Consider the following 18,440-nt stretch of genomic DNA (forward strand, 5'->3'; position numbering starts at 1 on the left):
CGGATGCCGCGAGCGGCATGTGGGGCCGACCTTCCGCCGACCGCGGCCTGCTGCTCGTCGTCAACGGCTTTTACCGGGCATCGCGCGGGACCTTCGCGCAGCACGGCATCCCGGTTCCCCATCCCGAAGCCGTCATCGACACGGTGCTGCGGCACGCCCGCGACGAGCGGTGGTTCGCCCCGTCACGACTCGACGCCTGCAATGTGCTCGACATCGCGCACCCGCTCTGGCTCACGCGGGCGACCGGATACCGCCGCGCCGAGGTCGATGACCTCGCAACGCGCCTCCTCGATCAGGTGCTGGGAGGCTGGCAGCCGGGCGCGGGAATGAGCTTCCGGCTCGCCGAGAGGGAACCGGGGCTGCAGGGCACCGAGATGTGGCTCGCGATCGTCTGGTACCTCGCCGACCTGCTCGGCGTCTCGGACGCCCTGGGCTACCGTCCCAGCGGCGTCCACCGGCCTGAGCCCGCGGCATCCTCGCATCACTCACTCAATGCACGGCCAAGCGCCGAATGAACGGCCTTCCTGCGTGAGCTCGCGGCGAAGCCGTTCACTCGGGCGAGTCAACGACCGAGCGCCGCGCCCGCCGCGCGGAGCCAGCGGGCGGGTTCGGCGAGCGAGGCTTCGGGAGACCCCGCGAGCTCGGTCAGCGAAACGGATGCCGCGAACGTCGCGGTGTCGGCGTCATCCGCGATCCGTCCCGCGACGAGAGCGACCGGCACCCCGGCCGCGCCAGCCAGTTCGGCGACGAACGCGGGAACCTTGCCCGCCGAGGACTGCACGTCGAACGACCCTTCACCCGTGATGACGAGATCGGCTCCGGCGATGGCCTCGGCGAGGCCGATGAGCGCTGCGACCTCGCGAGCGCCGGGGCGCAGGCGAGCGCCCCACGCGAGCAGCCCGAACCCGGTGCCGCCGGCGGCTCCGGCCCCCGGTGTGCTCGCGTGCGAGCCGCTCCCGGGCACGAGGCCGGTGAGCCGGCGCAGGGCGGCATCGGCGGCGGCGACCTGAGCCGCGTCGAGGCCCTTCTGCGGTCCGAACACCGCGGCGGCTCCGCCCGCGCCCAGCAAGGGGTTCGACACGTCGCTGAGCACGTCGACGCCGCCCCTGGGGAGAGGCCGGAGCCCCGACAGGTCGGCGTACGCGATATCGGCGAGGCCGCGGGCGCCGGGAGCGACATCGCGTCCGTCGGCATCCGTGAACCGGGCGCCGAGCGCTCTCAGCATCCCGACGCCGCCGTCGGTCGACGAGCTCGATCCGATGCCGAGCACGAGCCGCTCGACGCCGGCGTCGAGGGCGGCGGCGATCGCCTCGCCGAACCCGGTGGTGTCGGCGTCGAGGCCCCGCCGCCGGTCGCCCAGCAGTTCGATGCCCGACGTCGATGCGAGCTCGACGACGCCCACCGAGCCGCGGCCGGCGGCGATCCCGGGCAGCAGCAGCCACGAGGCTTCGACCCTCGTTCCGGCGGGACCGACGACGCTCACCGGCATCCGTCGCGCCCCGGGGATCGCGGTCGCGAAAGCGTCGAGCGTGCCCTCGCCTCCGTCGGCCATCGGGCGCAGTTCGAGAACGGCGCCGGCGTCGGCGGAGGCCCATCCCGCGGCGAGTTCACGGGCGGCCGCCGCGGCGGCGATGGACCCCTTGAAGCTGTCGATCGCGACGACGACCCGCCTCACGTCACGCGCTCCGTGGCGGGGTGCTCTCGCGCACGAGCACCTCGAGCGGCAACGCGGCCGCGGCCGTGTCGGCGTCGCTGTCGACCGCGGCCTGCAACGCGCTGTACCCGACGTCGGCGAGCGGTACCCGGACGGTCGTCAGAGGCGGGGTCACGTCGCGACCGGTCGGGATGTCGTCGAAGCCGGCGAGGGCGATGTCGGCGCCGGGCTCGCGTCCCGCGGTACGCACCGCGGTGAGGGCTCCGATGGCGACGACGTCGCTGATGCCGAAGACGACCGTTCCCGGTTCCACGCCGTCGGCGAGGGCGGCCGTCATCGCCTCGGCGCCCGCCTCGCGGCTGAAGCCGCCGCGGTAGACGCGCGGCTCTGCTCCGCCACCGTTCGTGAAGCCGTCGGTGAAACCGGCGAGGCGGTCGTCGCTGGTCACGACGCCGTCGGCGGCCGCGAGCACGATCGCCGACCGGTATCCACGCGCGGCGAGCGCGGCCCCGAGCTCGCGGGCGCCGCCGCGGTTGTCGATGGCGATACTGCGGATGCCGGGGGCGCCCGGGCCCAGCGCGACGACGGTTCCGCCGCTCGCGGCGATGAGGTCGAGCTCGGTTCTCAGCTCATCCGACATCTCGCGCGAGGTGCGGGAGGCGGCGAGGATGATGCCGCGGGGACGCTGGCCGCGCAGCGCCCGCACGAGCCGCAGCTCACGCGCGGGATCGCGCTCGGTGATGGCGACGGTGACGACGAGTCCGGCCTCGTCGGCGCCGCGCGCGACGCCGGCCGCGAGCTGCCCGAAGTACGGGTCGGCGATGTCGGCCACCAGCAGCGCCACGATCGCGGCGGTGCCGCGGGCCGTCGCCTGCGCCGACAGGTTGGCGGTGTAGCCGAGCCGGGCCGCGGCCTGCTCGACGCGTTCGCGATAGGCGTCGGCGACCTTGCGGGTCGATCCGTTCAGCGCCCGTGAGGCGGTCGCGAGCGACACCCCGGCTTCTCTCGCCACATCGTGCAGCGTGGCCGAGCCACGCGGCGACATCCCCGTCTGTCCCACGAGCCGAGTCTATGGGGTGGGGGTGCGCGCGCCGGCGAGGTGCGGCGTCACGACGGCGCCGAACGCCTCGGCGGTGCGGCGCACGACGACGGCGGGATCAGCGGCCCAGATGTCGGCGTTGAAGATCTCGACCTCGATGTCACGGTCGTATCCCGTCGCCTCGACGGCCCGGGTCAGCGACGCGAAGTCGATGACCCCGTCGCCCGGGTAGTGACGGCTGAGAAGCACGTCCGCGGGCAGCGGCGTCTTCCAGTCGCACACCTGGTAGGTCGCGATACGCCCCTCGCGGCCGGCGCGCTCGATGGCGGACACGACGTCGGGGTCCCAGAAGATGTGGAACGTGTCGACCGTGGCGCCGACGACCTCGGGCTCGAAGTCCGCCGCGATGTCGAGAGCCTGACCGAGGGTGGAGACGACGCAGCGGTCGGAGGCGAACATCGGATGCAGCGGCTCGATCGCCAGCGTCACCCCCGCCGCCTTCGCGTGCGGAGCGAGCTCGCCGATCGCATCGCGGACGCGCTCGCGCGCCCCCGCGATGTCGCGCGAGCCCTCGGGCAGCCCACCCGCGACGAGCACGAGGATCGCGGTCGATCCGGGAGCCCCGGCGGCGGCGAGCGCGGCGGCCTCGTCGATCGCGACGCGGTTGTCGTCGATCGACGAGCGCCGGGCGGGCCCCTCCGGCATCGTGAAGAAACCCGCCCGGCAGTGTGTGGTGAACCGCAGGCCCGAGTCGGTCAGCATGGCGGCCGCCGTCGCGAGGCCGACCTCCTGCACGGGCTCGCGCCACAGGCCGATCGCCTCGATCCCGGCCTCCGCCGTGACCCGCAGCGCGGTGGCGAGATCGGCGTACTTGATCGTCGCCTGGTTGATCGACAGGCGCGGGTCGACGCTCATGCCTCGACCCCGTTCAGACGCAGCATCGCGTGCCAGCGGTCGGCGGCGAGCTCCGGCTGCTCGAGTGCGTGCGACGCGTTCGCGAGCTCGACGATGCGCGAGAGGTGCGGGAGGCTGCGCGCCGAGTGCAGTCCGCCGACCATCTGGAACGCCGCCTGGTGACCGTTCAGCCACGACAGGAAGGCCACACCGGTCTTGTAGTAGAAGGTCGGCGCGGCGAACACCTGCCGGCTGAGCTCTTCGGTCGGTCCGAGAATCGCGAGATACCGGTCGGCGTCGCCGTCGTCCAGAGCCTGGATGGCCGCGGAGGCGACGGGCGTGATGGCCGCGAACGCGCCGAGCAGCGCGTCCGAGTGCTGGCGCGCCGAGGCGGGGTCGCGGTCGGGCTGGGTCGCCTGCGGCACGTCGGCGCCGCCGATGAGTCCGACGTAGTTGAAGTCGTCGCCGGTGAACATGCGCACGCCCTCGGGCAGGCGCTCGCGCACCGACACCTCGGACGAGGCGTCGAGAAGGCTCATCTTCACGCCCGCGACTCTGTCGGCGTTCTCGCCGATGATCTCGACGAGGACGTCGGATGCCGCGCGCCAGTCGGGCGAGCCGAAGTAGCCCGCGAGGCTGGGATCGAAGGCGGTGCCGAGCCAGTGCAGGACGACGGGGCCGGATGCCGCGGCGAGCACCTCGCGGTACACCCGGCGGTAGTCGTCGGCCGATGACGCCGCTCGGGCGAGGTGCCGCGACGCCATGAGCACGGGCCCAGCGCCCTGCTCCTCGGTGAACGCCAGCTGGCTCTTGTAGGCGTCGATGACCTGGTCGAGCGAGATGTGCTCGTCATCGATGTGGTCGGTGTTGACGCCGACGACGACCGAGCCGCCCTCCTCGCGAGCGACCTCTGCCGAGCGGGCGATGAGCTCGCGCGTGGCGGCGGCGTCGAGGCCCATGTTCCGCTGCGCGGTGTCCATGGCGTCGGCGACGCCGAGCCCCCACGAGTACACGGCGCGGCGGAAGCCGAGGGTGGCGTCCCAATCGATCTGCGCCGGCTGTCCAGGCGTGTTGTCCGCCGAGACGACGGGGACCACATGGGCCGCCGCGTACGCGACACGACTGCGCAGCGCGGTCTTGGGTCGGGCGAAGCCGGGGGCCTCGCCCAGCGGAACGGAGGTGACGGCGCCGTCGGCGCCGAGGAGGGTGAGATCGGTCATCGTGCGGCGCTCAGATGCTGAGGGTCGGCAGCTCGACCTTGCGGCCCTCGCGGCTCGACTGCAGGCCCGCCTCGGCGAGCTGCACGCCCCGGGCGCCGGCGAGCAGGTCGAACTCGTAGGGGGTCTCGGTCACGTACGAGGTGAGGAACTCCTCCCACTGCTGACGGAAGCCGTTGAGGAAGACGTCGTTGGTGGGCACGTTCTGCCAGTCGGCGTCGTAGTCGTGCGTGTCTTCGAGGTCGGGGTTCCACACCGGCTTGGGGGTGGCGTTGCGGGGCTGGATCTTCGCGCCGAACAGACCCACGACGGCGGAGCCGTGCGTGCCGTCGACGTGGAACTCGACGAGCTCGTCGCGGTTGACGCGCACGGTCCACGACGAGTTGATCTGGGCGATCACTCCGCCCTCGAGCTCGAAGACGCCGTAGGCGGCGTCCTCCGCCGTCGCGGTGTAATGCTCGCCCTGCTCGTCCCAGCGGTCGGCGATGTGCACGGCGGCCTGCGCGTAGACGGTCTTGACGTCGCCGAAGAGGTTCTCGAGCACGTAGTTCCAGTGCGGGAACATGTCGACGATGATGCCGCCGCCGTCTTCGGCACGGTAGTTCCAGCTCGGCCGCTGCGCGGGCTGCCAGTCGCCCTCGAACACCCAGTAGCCGAACTCACCGCGCACCGAGAGGATGCGGCCGAAGAAGCCCGAGTCGATGAGGCGCTTGAGCTTCTGCAGTCCCGGGAGGTAGAGCTTGTCGTGCACGACGCCGGTCTTGACGCCGGCTTCCGCGGCGAGCTTGGCGAGCTCGAGCGCTTCGTCGACGGATTCGGCGGTGGGCTTCTCGGTGTAGATGGTCTTGCCGGCGGCGATCGCCTTGCGCAGCGCCGTCGCGCGGGCCTTCGTGACGAGGAAGTCGGCGTAGATCTCCCAGCGGGGATCGGCCAGGGCTGCGTCGAGGTCGGTCGTGTAGTCCTCGATGCCGTGCTTGGCGGCGAGGTCGGCGAGCTTCGCCTCGCTGCGGCCGACGAGGAGCGGCTTGACCGTGACCTTCGTGCCGTCGGGCAGTTCGATGCCGCCCTGGTCTCGGATCGCGAGGATCGAGCGGACGAGGTGCTGGCGGTAGCCCATCCGGCCCGAGACGCCGTTCATGATGATGCCGATCTCGCGGACCTGCGGGGCGGTCGCCGTGGCCGGCGCGGGGCTGAGGGTGGTCGTCTCTGACACGGGCGTTCCTTTTCTTCGTCCGCTCACCGGTGAGATGGTAAGCGCTTTCCCATACTGTAGATGGCGGCTTGGTCCGCGCGCAAGCCGCAACGCGTCGCCCCTCCGGGGAGGGGCGCGGGTCAGCCGCCGTCGAGCTCGACGGGGCGGCCGGCGTGGAGCTCGACGCGCGCAGAGCCACCGGGCCACCGCACGAGCCGGCTGCCGACAGCGGCATCCGTCTCCGCCGTCAGGCGCGCGGATGACAGCCGCGCGCCGGTATCCGACATCGCCCACGCGAGGTCGACGACGATTCCCGGCCGGGCGCGCAGGCCCCGGATCCGGCCCCCGCCGATCGAGGCCGGCACCGCGGGCAGCAGCTCGATGTCATCCCGGTGCGACTGCAGCAGGCACTCCGCGATCGCCGCGGTGTAGCCGAGGTTCCCGTCGATCTGGAACGGCGGGTGCGCCGCCAGCAGCGACGGGTACAGCCCGCCCACCTCCGCGTCGCGGGGCAACGTCATGTCGCGGAACACCAGCTTCAGCAGCGCATCGACCCGCTCGGGCTCGCGCAGCCGCGCGCGGAGCGCGAGCTTCCAGGCGAGCGACCATCCGGTCGCGTCGTCGCCCCGCATGTCGAGAAAGCGCGAGGCGGCACGGCGATGCTCCTCGCCGAGCTCGTCGGACCCGGGATACACGAACGCGACCGGGGAGACATGCCGATGATGCGGATCGACGGCATCGGGGTCACCGTCCCACTCCGCGATGCTGCCCGAGGCGGTGATGCGGACCGGCGCGAGCACGTCCAGCACCTCGCGGATGCGGTCCGCGTCGGCATCCGCCGGGGCGTCGTGCCCGAGCTCCGCGGCGAGCGCGAGGTCGGCCGCGAGGTGCTCGCGGAGCAGCACCAGGTCGAGGGCGGCTCCGGTGGTGACCGCGGCACGTCCCCCGTCCGGGGTGCGGTAGTCGTTCTCGGGGGATGTCGACAGGAGGGTCGTGAACGTGCCGTCAGGAGCACGATGCACCCAGTCGAGCGCGAACAGCGACGCCTGCCGGATGATGCGGTGCGCACGCCGGCGCGAAGCAGCGTCTCCCCCGCCGAACCGGTGCCGCTCCTCGAGGTGTCGGCACAGCCAGAATCCGGCCATCGGCCAGAAGGCCCATTGCGCGTCGTGGACGCCGTTTCCGACCGGCTGCGTGTACGCCCACGCGTCGGTGTTGTGGTGCGCGGCCCAGCCACGAGCCCCGTAGAGGCGACGCGCCGTCTCGCGGCCGTTGTCGGCGAGCGCCTCGATGAGGTCGAGCAGCGGCTCCTCGGTCTCGGCGAGGGCGGTTGTGTGCGCCGCCCAGTAGTTCATCTGCACATTGATGTTGGTCGTGTAGTTCGAACTCCACGGCGGCCGCATCTCGCCGTTCCAGATTCCCTGGAGGGTCGCCGGAAGACCTCCGGGACGTGAGGAGCAGATCAGCAGGTATCGCCCGTAGTGGAAGAGCAGCGCGGCGAGGCCGGGGTCGCGCGCGGGTTCCGCTCCTTCCCCCGCGTCGCCGCCGACATCGATCGCCCGCAGCCGCACGTCGGTGGGAGCATCAGGCGGCGGCGCATCGAGATCGAGCTCGACTCGCCCGTAGAGACGCTCATGGTCACCGAGCTGCGCAGCGCGCACACGGTCGATGCCGTCGGCGAGCGCGCGTTCGATACGGGCGACGGCGCGGTCGGCCACATCCTCCGCCCGCCCCCGCGGTGACACGCCGATGCGGGTGAAGGTCGTCTCGACGGCGATGATGAGCCGGAGCGTGCGGATGCCGCGCAGTGGGCGCTCGGGGTCGCGAGCGTCGGAGACGACCCGCACCACCACGGCCCCCTCGACGACCTCGCTCTCGTCGTACACGATCGGCTCGTCGGACTCGTCGTGGGGCGGAACGACGTCGGAGGGCAGGCGGAAGAGCAGGGTGGTGGCGTCATCGCTCTCGACGCGAGCGAGTTCGCGCAGACCGGTCTCGAGGGCGAGTCCGACGTCGGTCAGGCCGGGAGTATCGATCTCGTGGATCATCACACCGTGCGGCGCGCTGATCCAGGTGCGCTGCGTCGACGGCGCGTCGACGGGTCCGGTGCGGACGGTGTGCGTGGCCGTGCGCAGATCGAGCGAACGCTCGTACCCGGCATGCTCGCGCAGGGCGTCCGCGCCGATGCCGGCGACAGACACGCGCAGGGTCGCCACGGGCAGATAGGCCTGCGTGTGCCGGTGCTGGAGGAGACGGACGGCCTCGTCGGCATCGCCGAACCGCTCGTCCCGCATCGCCTCACGGGCACGCGCGAGGGCTGCGGCGGCCGCGTCGGCGCCGACGGTCGGCGGCATCCGCTCGCTTGCGGGGCTGCCCGACCACGCCGTCTCCTCATTGAGGACGAAGACCGCTTCGGCCGGGTCACCGAAGCACATCGCCCCCAGGGAGCCGTTGCCGATCGGCAGCGCGTCGGTCCACTCCCGTGCCGGCGCCGCGTATCGCAGGACGTGCTCGCTCACGCACCGCCTCCGGTCCGGTCACGGCGCGACTCGGCGTCGAGGTCGGCCCACAGCGCGTCGGGCAGCGGCTCGTCGTCGTCGAACGACCCCGGCACCTGGGAGGGATCGCCGATGCCGAGGACCACGGAGACGACGGCGGGATGCCGCAGCGCGAACACCCGCGCCGCGCGGGACAGCTCGACGCCGTGGGCGGCGCAGACGTCCCCCAGTCGCGTGGCGCGCGCGATGATCTCGTGCGATGCGGGGGCGTAATCGTAGAAGCTCGTCGGCCCGGGGCGCCGGGTCGCCAGAATGCCGGAGTTGTAGACGCCGGCGGCGACGACGGCGACGCCGTGCTCGAGCGCCGCCGGCAGGAGCCGCTCCGATGCCGTGCGGTCGAGGAGGGTGTAGCGGCCCGCGATCATCACCACATCCGCCAGTCCCGTCTCGACGACCCGCGTCGCCGCAGCGGCATTCGTCGTCCCGATGCCGATCGCGGAGACATGACCGGCCTCGCGCAGCTCGACGAGGGCGGGGAGCGCCTCGTTCACGGCGACGTCGAGATGGTCGTCGGGATCGTGAAGGTAGAGGATGTCGACCGCATCGAGCCCCAGGCGCTCGAGCGATCGCTCCCACGACTCGCGCACGCCACGAGCGGAGAAGTCCCACCGGCGGGCGAGGTTCGCGGGCACGTCGAACCCGCCGGGGTCGCGCTGGGCGGCACCACCGGGATTCGGGACGAGCAGGCGGCCCACCTTCGTCGAGACGACGTACTGCTCGCGCGGTCGGTCGCGCAGCGCGTCGCCCAATCTGCGCTCCGCCAGCCCGAGGCCGTAGTGCGGAGCGGTGTCGAACATGCGCACGCCGCGGTCCCAGCTCGCGTCGACGATCCGGCGAGCGCGGTCGTCATCGATCGCAGCGAAGAGGTTGCCGAGCGGGCCGGTGCCGAGCCCCCATCTCCCCATCGCCGAGAGGAGGTCGGGCCTCGATCGCACATCGGGTGTCATCGTGCCTCCAGGAGCATCGGGGCGGGGTCGTGAGCTTTTTTATCAGTGCGAGATATATTCTGCAATGGTCGGACACCATGAGATCGAGGAACGCATGACGCCGGATGAGGCAGCCCCGAGCCGGGCGACGGCCACGACGCGCACCGTGACGCTGATCAATCAGACCGCGATCCTCGATGCGCTGCGCACCCGCGGCCCGCTGGGCCGCGTCGAGCTCGTCGAGGCCACCGGCCTCGCCACCGCGACCGTCCACCGGCTCTGCACGCGCTTGGTCGACGACGGCGCCATCGTGGTCGAGCGCGACCTCGGCGGCGCGATCGGTCGACCGACCCACCGCTACCGGTACGCCGGCGAGACCCGCAGCGTCATCGCCCTCGACGTGACCGACACCTGCGCCCGCGGTGCGCTCATCGACTTGAACGGCGATGTGCGCCACACCGAAGAGCGATCGCTCATCGGTGCGGACGGGGCCCTCGATCCCGCGTCGCGCCTGGACGGCACGCTCCGACTCGTCGACGACCTCCGCACGGCGGCCGCGCTGCGCGGCATCCCGGCCCACGGGGTCGGCGTGGCCGTCCCCGGCGTCGTCGCCCCCACCGGCCACGTCGGCGACTCCGTCGAACTTGGCTGGGTCGACGTGCCGCTGCGTGACCTCATCGCCGAGCGGATCGGCCTGCCCACCGTCGTCGAGAACGACGCCAACGCCGTCGCGGTCGGGGAATGGTCGCACGGAGCCGGGCGCGGAAGCGCGAACCTGGCTGCCTTCGTGCTCGGTGTCGGGCTCGGCGCGGGTATCGTCGCCGACGGCCGGCTGCTCCGCGGCGCACGGGCCGCCGCGGGCGAGATCGGACACCTGATCGCCGATCGATCCGGTTTCACCCGCGCCCCCGCGGCCGGCGGCGACCTCGAGAGCCGCATCCTCGAACTCGGGGCGTCCCGTTCCCCGCTGGCCCGCCGGGAATCGACCCTCGGCATCCTCGACGAGTACGCCGACGGCTCCGACGCCGCGCGGGGGCCGGCCACCGAGCTCCTGGACTACATCGCGATGTCGGTGGCGGCTCTGGCGGTGGTCCTCGACTGCGGCGAGGTCATCCTCACCGGCGCCCTGCCCGAACGCGCCGGCGTGCTCGTCGACGAGATCGACCGGCGGCTCACGGGGCGCATCCCTGCGCCGCCGCGCATCCTCATCGGCGAGCTCGGCGAGCGCGCCGCCGTCGTGGGGATCGGGCAGCTCGCGATCGATCGCGTGAACGGAGCGCTCTACCTTGCCTGATCTTCTCCCCCTCCCCGCATCCGGCCCGGTGGTCGGCGTCGACGTCGGCGGGACCAAGACGCAGATCGTCGCCTCCGGTGGCGGCACCGACGTCAACGTGGTCGTTCCCAGTCCGAGCTGGCGGCTCGGCTCGCTGTTCGACGACGTCGCGAACTTCGACCGGCTGAGCGATGCGGTGCTGTCCGCTGTCGGGACGCCTCCGGCGGTGACGGTCGTCGGCGCCCACGGGGTCGACAACGCCGGCCAGCGGCGGCGCGCGAAAACGCTTCTGGGCGAGAGGCTCCCGGGGCTCGTCGACGTCGTCAACGACGCCCTGCTGCTCGCGCCCGCCATGCGGCGCGACACCGCCATCTGCGTCATCGCCGGCACCGGTTCGATCGTCGTGGGCACCGGGCCGGACGGAGCGCCCATCACCGCAGACGGGCACGGCTGGCTCATCGCCGACGATGCGAGCGCTCCCGGCCTCGCCCGCGGCGCGGTGCTGGCCGTCCTGCGCGCCGTCGACCGCGACGGACCCGTGGCACTCGGCGACCCCCTCGCTCAGTCGTTGCTCGATGCGCTCGGCGCGCACGACACCGTCGAACTGGCGCTGCGCTTCCAGGCCGCAGCGAGCGAAGACGCCTGGGGCCGGCTGGCACCACGGGTGTTCGAAGCTCTCGGCGCAGGATCGCCACTGGCGCGCGGTGTCGTCGAACGCGCAACGGCGCATCTCGCAGACCTCGTGATGGCGGTGCGCGCTCGCGGCGCCCGAGGCCACGATGTCATCGCCGCCGGTGGGGTGATGACGGCTCAGCCCGCGCTCTCGGCCGGGCTGCGGGCGGCCGTGGCCGCACGCGACGGGGCGCTGAGCGTCACGGTCCTCGACACGGCGCCCGCTTTCGGGGCCCTCGCCCTCGCCCACCGTCTCGCCGCCCGCTCAGCAACGAAAGGCACCCCGTGAGGATCATCGTCTCCCCCGACCCCGTCGCGACCGGCGCGTCCGCCGCGCACGCGGTCGCTTCCGCGGCCGACCACCGCCCGGACCTCGTGCTCGGCGTCGCGACCGGCTCATCGCCCCAGCCGCTCTACCGGTCGCTCGCCATCCTCGTTCGCGCCGGGCTCGACCTGTCGTCGGCCACGGCCTTCGCGCTCGACGAGTACGCCGGCCTCGCTCCGGAGCACCCGCAGAGCTACCACTCCGTCATCGCCCGCGACGTGACCGCCCCGCTGCGCCTCGACCCCGACAGCGTGCACGTACCCGACGGCGCGGCAGCGGATGCCGACGCGGCGGCCGAGGCCTATGAGCGTGCCATCACACGGGCAGGCGGCGTCGACCTGCAGATCCTCGGCATCGGGACCAACGGGCACATCGGGTTCAACGAACCCGGGTCCCCCGCCGACTCCCGGACGCGCATCGTGGATCTGACCGCTCGGACGATCGCCGACAACAGCCGGTTCTTCCCCGACCCGGCTGAGCCGGTACCCACGCGGGCCCTCACGCAGGGGGTCGGGACGATCCTCGCGGCGCGGCGCATCGTCCTCGTCGCGACGGGCGAGCACAAGGCGGAGGCCGTCGCCCGCGCCGTCGCGGGTCCGGTGACCGCCGCCGTCCCGGCATCGTTCCTGCAGCGGCATCCCGACGTGACCTTCTTCCTCGACGAGACCGCGGCCTCCCGCCTCTCGCCGACCGTCCGCGTCCAGCCGGTGAACGCATGAGCGCGCCGGTCTTCGACATCGCTCGCATCGGCCCCGGCGAGGGATCGGAGCCGCCGCGGACACGGCTGCGATCGGACGCTCCCGCGCAACCTCTCGACGGCACGTGGCAGTTCCGTGTGAGCGCCTCGGTTCTCGACATCCCGGATGACACGTGGCTCGACGGAACGGCCGGGGTGTGGTCGGAGCTCGTGGTCCCGGGGCACTGGAACCTCAACGGTTTCGGGCTGCCCGCCTACTCGAACGTGCAGTTCCCGTTCCCGATCGATCCGCCGCATCCCCCCGACCACAACCCGATCGGCGACTACCGCCGCGCGTTCTCGCTCGACCCCGGACTCGCGGCGGCCGCCGCCGTTCCGGGCTCGCGGATCCTGCTGCGGTTCGACGGCATCGAGTCGGCGGCAGACGTGTTCCTCAACGGTGAGCGTCTCGGCTCGACGCGGGGAAGCCGGCTGACGCACGAGTTCGACGTGACGGGCATCGTCCGCCCTGCCGGCAACGTCGTCGGAGTGCGCGTGGCGAAGTTCTCGGATGCGACGTACCTCGAGAACCAGGACATGTGGTGGCTGCCGGGCATCTTCCGCAGTGTCGAACTGCTCGCGCGTCCGTCGGGCGGCATCGACGACGCCTTCGTCACGGCCGACTACGACCCCGCCACGGGCCGCGGCGAGCTGGCCGTGCGCGTTGCCGCCGAGGGCGACGTCGGCGTCCGGATCCACGAGCTCGGCATCGACACGGTCGTCCGCGGCACCGGTCCCGGAACCGTCGACACCGCGCTCGCCCCCGCGCTCGTCGAGGCCGGCGAGGTCTCGCCGTGGTCCGCCGAGACGCCGCGCCTGTACGACGTCGTCCTGAGCACCGCCGCCGAACGCGTCTCGCTGCGCGTCGGATTCCGGCGCGTGGCGTCGGCCGACGCCATCCTGACCGTCAACGGTCGCCCCGTCACACTGCGGGGCGTCAATCGGCACGAGCACGATCCGGAGCACGGACGGGTGCACTCCGAAGCACTGGCCCGCCACGACATCGAGCTGATGAAGCAGCACAACATCAACGCGGTACGAACCTCGCACTATCCCCCGCACCCCGATTTCCTCGATCTCGCGGACGAGTACGGGCTCTACCTCATCGACGAGTGCGACCTCGAGACCCACGAGTACGAGTACGTCGAGTGGCGTGGGAACCCCAGCACGGACCCTGCGTGGCGCGAGGCGTTCCTGGACCGCATCCGCCGCACCGTGACGCGCGACCGGAATCACCCCAGCGTCATCCTGTGGTCGCTGGGGAACGAGTCCGGTGCCGGCTCGAACATCACCGCGATGGCCGATTGGGTGCGCGGCCACGATCCGTCGCGGCTCATCCACTACGAGGGCGATTGGTCCAGCCGCGATGTCGACGTCTACTCGCGCATGTACCCCTCGCACGAGGAAGTCCGACGGATCGGCGAGGAGGCGCTGCATCCCGCCGCATTCGACGCGACCGCCGACGAAGTGCGCCGGCGCGGACTGCCGTTCATCCTGTGCGAGTTCGGGCACGCGATGGGCAACAGCCCCGGCGGTGTGAAGGAGTATTGGGAGCTCGTCGAGCGGTACCCCCGCATCGCCGGAGCGTTCGTGTGGGAGTGGGTCGAGCACGGCATCGCCGTTCGCGACGAGACCGGGCGCCGCCTCATCCGATACGGCGGCGACTTCGGCGAGTCGGTGCACGACCACAACTTCGTCATCGACGGGCTCGTCAGCGCCGACCGCGAGCTGCGCCCGGGCCTCGTCGACTATGCGGCGATCATCGCGCCGGTCGTGTTCGAGATCGCCGCCGACCGGCGCGCGGCCGCCGTGATCAATCGCTACGACCACATCGACCTGTCGCACCTGCGTGTGCGCTGGCGACGCGAGCGCGACGGGGCGGTCATCGCCCAGGGCGAGCTGGAGATCGCGGCGGCCCCGCGTCAACGCGTGGTGGTCGAGCTTCCCCCGGAAGCCCGGGACGACCGCGCCGCCCCGGAGGTCGCCGACGTCCTCACCCTCGAAGCGGCGCTGCGCGACGAGACCTCATGGGCGTCGCCCGGCCACGTCGTCGCCCGCGGACAGCACGTACGCGCCGGTGCACCGGTGCGGGAGGACGGGGTCGCACCGGCCGCACACCTCTTCGACCGACGCGCCCGGCCGCTCGTCCTCGGCACCGCCCGCGTGGTCGACCCGCCGCGCCTGGGTATCTGGCGCGCGCCCACCGACAACGACCGCGCTGCGGGCTGGGACGAGCCCGACCTGCCGCCCTACGCCGAGCGCTGGGCGACCGCACGGATGGACCGGATGCTGACCCGTCTGCGCGGAACGGAGCGCGATGACCTCGCGCTCACCGCGTGGACCCGCGACGGCACGCCGTCGTACGACGCGGCGATCGACGCGGTCTGGGCGTGGCGCGCGGTCGAGGACGGGATGCTGCTGCACCTGGACATCGAGCCGCACGGCCCGTGGGAGGTCGACTGGGCACGGCTCGGCATCGACCTCGCCCTGGAGGGGGCACCGGTCGGTCTCGACTTCGCGGGATACGGGCCGGGGCCGAGCTACCCGGACACCGACTCGGGCGTCCACTTCGGGTGGCATCGCGTGGGCGCGCCCGACCTCGTCACCCCGCACGTCCGCCCGCAGGAGAGCGGCTCGCGACGGGGCGTCCGCGACGCGACGATCCGCACCGAGACGGGAGACGTGCGGGTACGCGTGCTCCAGGGCGGCAGCACGGATGCCGGCGTCGCCATCACGGTGTCGCCGTGGGATCGGCGCACCCTGGCCGACACGACGCACGCATCCCTTCTGCCCGCGCCCACGGCGACCCACCTCTCGATCGACATCGCGCAGTCGGGTGTCGGCACGGCGACCTGCGGCCCCGGAGTGCTCCCCCGATACCGTGTCCCCGCCTTCGCGGCATCCGTGCGCCTGTTGTTCAGCCCCGCCTGAGCGGTCGCGCTCAGGCCAGCAGCAGGGCGGCCCAGCTCACGGGCGGAAGGGGGATCTCGAGGATGCCGTCGCGGATGACGGCATCCTCGAGCGACACGACCCCGACCCGCTCCGGGTCGTCGAGGGTGTTCGCGGCGTACATGTCGTCGTCGTGCAGCAGGTGCGACTCGACGATGCGCGGCTCGCGGCCCAGCTCCGCGATCAGCGCGGAGACATCGAGACGGAGGGTCGCCGCCTCGCCGACGGAACGGTTGACGACGAAGACGCTCGTCCCCTGCTCGCCGACCGTGGCGACGGCGTTGAGCGCGGGGATCTCCCCGAAGCGCGAGCTCGTCACGGTCGCACCGTCGAGCGGAACACGCACCACCCGCTCGCCCGTGAGGCGCGAGGTGATCGAGAACGGGAAGAACGTCGTCTGGCGCCAGGCCGGCCCGCCGGGCTCCGTCATGATCGGTGCGATGACGTTGACGAGCTGCGCGAGGGACGCCGAGCGCACCCGGTCGGAGTGCTGCAGCAGCGTGATCAGCAGGTCACCGAAGACGACGGCATCCAGCGCGTGGTACCGGTCTTCGAGCAGACGGGGCGCGACGGGCCAGCCCGCCTCCTCCGGCTTGTCGTCCTGCTCGCCGTTCTCGTCGAAGAGGTACCAGACGTTCCACTCGTCGAACGAGATCATGATGCGCTTGTCGCTGCGCTTGGTCGCGGCGACCGAGTCGGCGATCGCGACGACCGACTCGATGAAGCGCGCCATGTCGACGCCGGAGGCGAGGAACTCCTGGGCGTCGCCGCCGCGCTCCTGGTAGTAGGAGTGGCAGGAGATGAAGTCGACGTCCTCGAAGGTGTGCTCGAGCACCGTGCGCTCCCACGACCCGAAGGTCGGCATTCCGCTCCCCGACGAGCCGCAGACGACCAGCTCGAGGTCGGGCTGCATCATCCGCATCGCCTTGGCGGTGCGGGAAGCGAGCTTGCCGTAGTCGTCGGCGTTGCGGTGACCGAGCTGCCACGGCCCGTCCATCTCGTTGCCCAGGCACCACATCCGCACGCCGAGGGGTTCGGGGCGACCGTGCTCCGCCCGCTTCCGGGTCCAAGCGGTGTCGGCGTCGACGTTGGCGTATTCGAGGAGATCCAACGCCTCCTGGGTACCGCGCGTGCCGAGGTTCACCGCGAGCATGAGGTCGCTGCCGACGAGCTCGAGCCAGTCCGAGAACTCGTGGAGCCCGACCTCGTTGGTCTCGGTCGAGTGCCACGCGAGGTCGAGGCGCCGCGGACGCTCTTCGCGTGGACCGACGCCGTCTTCCCAGCGATAGCCCGAGACGAAGTTGCCACCGGGATACCGGATCGTCGAGACCCCGAGTTCGCGCACGAGATCGACCACGTCGCGGCGGAAGCCGTCGGGGCCCGCGGTCGGGTGACCGGGCTCGTGGATGCCGTCGTAGATGTGGCGCCCGAGGTGCTCGACGAAGCCCCCGAAGATGCGCCGATCGACGACGGTGAGGACGGCTTGGGGATCGAGGGATCCGTGGGTGCTCATGAGGACCTTTCCGGCGTTGGCGAAGGACGTTGATCTGTCACGTTACCGGTAACATTCATCCCTCACTCAGCTTTTACACCGCCGAAACGGGAAGCGCTTGCCGGATGGGCGGCGGGGGGCTACCGTATGTCTCACCCACATTGTCATGACATGCCGACAATTGCACCACGGCCTGACGCGACACGATCGAGCGCTCACCGCAGAGCGCGTGTGAAGGAGAAGCAGTGAAGAGTTCCCGCACCATTCGCACCACCGTCCTCGTCGGAGCAACGATCGGCGCCCTCGCGCTCGCTGGCTGCTCGTCTCAGGGCGGCGGAGAGGGCGATCAGGTCGTCCTCCAGTTCGTGCAGTCGGGTGATGCCGCGCAGGGCGGCGGCTACGCGATGCTCGCCGAGAAGTACGAGGAGGAGACCGGCGTCAAGGTCAACGTCGTCGAGGTCCCCAACGACGACCTGCGCACGCGCCTGCGCACGGCGTCGCAGGCCAACGACCTCCCGGCCCTCGCCGCGGCACCCGACGCCGACCCCGCCTGGACCGCGCGCATGCTCGACCTGACCGACATCGCCGAAGAGGCGAAGGTCATCCCGGCCCTGCGCGTCGAAGACCCGGGCGACGGCAAAGTGAAGGCCCTCCCGACGACACTGACCGGCGTCGGTATGTTCATCAACAAGTCGCTGTGGGATGCCGCCGGCGTGGAGTACCCGACATCCCTCGACCAGCAGTGGACGTGGGACGAGTACGTCCAGCGCGCGAACGAGGTCGTCGAGAAGACCGATGCCGAGTTCGGCGCCGTCATGGACAGCTCCGCGCACCGCCTGCGCGCCTTCCTGTTCGAATTCGGCAGCCAGGGCGTCACCGAGCAGAGCGACGGCACCTGGGCCCTCGACGCCGAGGGCGAGAAGGCCCTCGAGTACTTCAAGAAGCTCAACGACGACGGGTTCATGCCCAAGGCGGTCTGGGCTGCTGGCGACGACCCCAGCGCGACCTTCAAGAGCGGTCGCGTCGCGGGCTACATGTCGGGCGTCTGGCAGATCGCCGACTTCCAGTCGAACATCACCGACTTCGAGTGGCTGTCGGTGCCGCTGCCCCAGCAGCCGGTCCGCTCGACCAACTACGGCGCCGCCTCGTGGATCGTCGCGTACGACGGCACGGGCGTCGAGAAGGAGACGCTCGACTTCGTGAAGTGGATGTACCAGCCCGAGAACTACCGCGCATACTGCGAGGTCTCCGGCTGCCTGCCCGCCCTCGAAGGTCTCGAGGTGACCTACCAGGACGACGCGTACGCGTTCGACCTCTACAACGGCGAGATCGCCGAGTCGCCCGAGATCGCCGCCCGTCAGACCGTCGACGGTCTGAAGAACAGCTACACCGGCCTCGCGATCGACAGCGAGCCGCTGAAGGACGAGACGGTCAAGTACCTCAGTGGCGAGCAGACGCTCGAGCAGACCGTGGCGAACATCAACTCCATCTCCACCGAACAGATGAACTGACC

At 71.7% G+C, this 18,440-nt stretch carries 13 protein-coding genes; 5 read left to right on the plus strand and 8 right to left on the minus strand.

Going from position 1 to position 18,440, the window contains the following annotated elements; genetic code table 11:
• Positions 1 to 562 precede the first annotated feature (562 nt).
• The 7 genes from DEU36_RS06660 to DEU36_RS06690 all read right to left on the minus strand — a co-directional run bounded on the left by DEU36_RS06660 (position 563) and on the right by DEU36_RS06690 (position 9,501).
• Positions 563 to 1,675: a glycerate kinase gene (locus DEU36_RS06660; protein ID WP_120263463.1), complete on the minus strand. Its 1,113-nt coding sequence runs from the start codon at positions 1,673 to 1,675 to the stop codon at positions 563 to 565.
• Between the two features lies 1 nt (position 1,676).
• Positions 1,677 to 2,714 (minus strand): LacI family DNA-binding transcriptional regulator, encoded by a 1,038-nt coding sequence (locus tag DEU36_RS06665; RefSeq protein ID WP_259455252.1) that lies wholly within the window; start codon positions 2,712 to 2,714, stop codon positions 1,677 to 1,679.
• A gap of 9 nt (positions 2,715 to 2,723) precedes the next feature.
• A complete protein-coding gene (locus DEU36_RS06670) occupies positions 2,724 to 3,608 on the minus strand; it encodes a sugar phosphate isomerase/epimerase (RefSeq protein WP_120263465.1) in 885 nt (294 codons plus the stop codon).
• On the minus strand, positions 3,605 to 4,807 hold the full coding sequence (locus DEU36_RS06675; protein ID WP_120263466.1) for a dihydrodipicolinate synthase family protein: 1,203 nt from the start codon (positions 4,805 to 4,807) through the stop codon (positions 3,605 to 3,607). Before DEU36_RS06675 ends, DEU36_RS06670 begins: the two co-directional genes overlap by 4 nt.
• A 10-nt stretch (positions 4,808 to 4,817) precedes the next feature.
• Positions 4,818 to 5,942, minus strand: a complete 1,125-nt coding sequence (locus tag DEU36_RS06680; RefSeq protein ID WP_120264405.1) for a Gfo/Idh/MocA family protein — start codon at positions 5,940 to 5,942, stop codon at positions 4,818 to 4,820.
• A 194-nt stretch (positions 5,943 to 6,136) separates the two neighbouring features.
• On the minus strand, positions 6,137 to 8,515 hold the full coding sequence (locus DEU36_RS06685) for a glycosyl hydrolase family 95 catalytic domain-containing protein (protein WP_120263467.1): 2,379 nt from the start codon (positions 8,513 to 8,515) through the stop codon (positions 6,137 to 6,139).
• On the minus strand, positions 8,512 to 9,501 hold the full coding sequence (locus tag DEU36_RS06690; RefSeq protein WP_259455253.1) for an aldo/keto reductase: 990 nt from the start codon (positions 9,499 to 9,501) through the stop codon (positions 8,512 to 8,514). Before DEU36_RS06690 ends, DEU36_RS06685 begins: the two co-directional genes overlap by 4 nt.
• 64 nt (positions 9,502 to 9,565) lie before the next feature.
• Here DEU36_RS06690 and DEU36_RS06695 point away from each other — a divergent pair, with 64 nt between their 5' ends.
• The 4 genes from DEU36_RS06695 to DEU36_RS06710 are packed head-to-tail and all read left to right on the plus strand — an operon-like array spanning position 9,566 to position 15,417.
• Positions 9,566 to 10,774: an ROK family transcriptional regulator gene (locus DEU36_RS06695; protein ID WP_259455254.1), complete on the plus strand. Its 1,209-nt coding sequence runs from the start codon at positions 9,566 to 9,568 to the stop codon at positions 10,772 to 10,774.
• On the plus strand, positions 10,767 to 11,714 hold the full coding sequence (locus tag DEU36_RS06700; RefSeq protein WP_259455255.1) for a BadF/BadG/BcrA/BcrD ATPase family protein: 948 nt from the start codon (positions 10,767 to 10,769) through the stop codon (positions 11,712 to 11,714). The genes DEU36_RS06695 and DEU36_RS06700 overlap by 8 nt, the downstream gene beginning before the upstream one ends.
• Positions 11,711 to 12,469 (plus strand): glucosamine-6-phosphate deaminase, encoded by a 759-nt coding sequence (locus DEU36_RS06705; RefSeq protein ID WP_120263469.1) that lies wholly within the window; start codon positions 11,711 to 11,713, stop codon positions 12,467 to 12,469. Before DEU36_RS06700 ends, DEU36_RS06705 begins: the two co-directional genes overlap by 4 nt.
• On the plus strand, positions 12,466 to 15,417 hold the full coding sequence (locus tag DEU36_RS06710) for a glycoside hydrolase family 2 TIM barrel-domain containing protein (RefSeq protein WP_120263470.1): 2,952 nt from the start codon (positions 12,466 to 12,468) through the stop codon (positions 15,415 to 15,417). Before DEU36_RS06705 ends, DEU36_RS06710 begins: the two co-directional genes overlap by 4 nt.
• A 10-nt stretch (positions 15,418 to 15,427) precedes the next feature.
• On the opposite strand, the gene DEU36_RS06715 is transcribed toward DEU36_RS06710, so the two are convergent.
• A complete protein-coding gene (locus DEU36_RS06715; RefSeq protein WP_120263471.1) occupies positions 15,428 to 16,948 on the minus strand; it encodes an alpha-N-arabinofuranosidase in 1,521 nt (506 codons plus the stop codon).
• Positions 16,949 to 17,172: 224 nt separating this feature from the next.
• Between DEU36_RS06715 and DEU36_RS06720 the strand changes: the two genes are divergently transcribed.
• Positions 17,173 to 18,438, plus strand: coding sequence for an ABC transporter substrate-binding protein (locus DEU36_RS06720; protein WP_120263472.1), 1,266 nt, complete (start codon positions 17,173 to 17,175; stop codon positions 18,436 to 18,438).
• The last annotated feature ends 2 nt before the right edge of the window (positions 18,439 to 18,440 follow it).

Source organism: Microbacterium sp. AG238 (assembly GCF_003610405.1).
In the GTDB taxonomy this organism is placed as follows: Bacteria; Actinomycetota; Actinomycetes; order Actinomycetales; family Microbacteriaceae; genus Microbacterium.